Source organism: Streptomyces sp. WAC06614 (assembly GCF_003949795.1).
GTDB lineage: Bacteria > Actinomycetota > Actinomycetes > Streptomycetales > Streptomycetaceae > Streptomyces.
In genome coordinates, this window is record NZ_RPRY01000759.1 from 1 (window position 1) to 730 (window position 730).

Annotated in this window: 1 protein-coding gene; it reads left to right on the forward strand. The window is 80.1% G+C overall.

All coding sequences use genetic code 11. The annotated features are described in order from the left end of the window. Window positions 1-99 precede the first annotated feature (99 nt). Window positions 100-645: a hypothetical protein gene (locus EF918_RS36345; protein ID WP_221889804.1), complete on the forward strand. Its 546-nt coding sequence runs from the start codon at window positions 100-102 to the stop codon at window positions 643-645. Window positions 646-730: the final 85 nt, after the last annotated feature.

The following is a 730-nucleotide window of genomic DNA, read 5'->3' on the forward strand; positions in this document are numbered from 1 at the left end:
GGCGCGGGATCGGTCTTCGGTACGTACTCAGTCACAGCGACCAGCGCGGGCGCGAGCTCGGGCGTGGGAGGCGGATCGGCCATGGCGGCAGGCACAGCGGTGAGCACGGCCACGGGGGCCGCCCCGCAGGGCGGCTTCGACAGGCGCGAGGAGATCGTGCTGGAGTACCTGCGCAGCACCCGCGAGCTGATCGCGGCGCAGCGGGACGTGCTGCTGGGGTGCCTGGGCCTCCCGGACGCACCGGCGCGGGCGGCGACGTACCGTCCCGCGACCCCCGAGTGGCCTCCCCCCGGCCCCGGGCGGCTGGACCAGCCCCACGGCTTCGCCCCGGCGGCCGGGACCGGCGGCATGCCCTTCGCCGCCCAGGCGGTGAACGGCGGCTCGCCGGACCTGCCGGCCCACGCGAACGGGCACGCCGGGCTGAATCCGGTGGACGTCGCGGGCGGCTCCGCCGCGGCGAACCGGTCGGCCGGCGGCCCCGAGGCCGCCCCCTACGACGGCGTGGCCCCGGCGGACACGGGGTTCGGCGCGGGGCCGTACGGCGCACCGCACGCCCCGGTGAACGGGCTCGGCGGCTTCGCCCCGGCCGACGCCGCCGGGTCGGTGGCCGCGGGGGCCGCCCCCGGCATCCCCGTTGGACGGTGAGGGGCCGGCCCCCGCGGCCACCGGGCATGCCGGGGGCGGCCCCTACGGCGGTTCCGGGCCGGTGGGTCAGGTCGCGGGGCAGGTG